The following is a 544-nucleotide window of genomic DNA, read 5'->3' on the forward strand; positions in this document are numbered from 1 at the left end:
CTTCACGCAGGGTCATTACATAAAGCCTGACACTTCTGTATGAGGGTGTAAAAGCCTCATGCCGCTCACACAGATGGTCGTAAATTATTGCCGAAGTAATATCAGGGTAGGTTTCAAGCTCCGAAATGATTTCCCCGCGATACGGGTCAAGTATTTTAGTCCGTTCACGGCTCGCGGCCAGATATTTTAAATATTCTTCTGCGTTCATATTCCAATACTTTCGGACTGTCTTTCTGTCGATTCCGGTTACTCGAGCACACTTCCTGATTGTATATCCTATTTGCTTGTAAGCTTGTATTTCGTTGAACATTTTTCCCTTCACCATTACCTTTCCGCCTTTCGAGTATAATGTTAACTAACATTATACTCAAGAGGCTATATTTGGTGGGGGATTTTTCTTTGCCATTATTGGTCCATTTTAGTTTACCAGTTACACTGATGAGGCGGCAAGAAGATGCTCTCGCTTCGTTTGACCATCTTCTGCCTGTATTCTGCCGCTGCGGGGAGAACAAGGGGAAGCTGGCCGAGCGGGGGCGAGGTTATC

General features: G+C 44.9%; 1 pseudogene. It reads right to left on the minus strand.

Features of this window, described 5'->3' with window-relative positions:
• Positions 1 to 208: pseudogene (locus tag ACFFUV_RS23845) on the minus strand (hypothetical protein); the annotation flags it as partial.
• Between the last annotated feature and the right edge of the window lie 336 nt (positions 209 to 544).

The organism is Vibrio olivae, from assembly GCF_042428525.1.
GTDB classification, from domain to species: domain Bacteria; phylum Pseudomonadota; class Gammaproteobacteria; order Enterobacterales; family Vibrionaceae; genus Vibrio; species Vibrio olivae.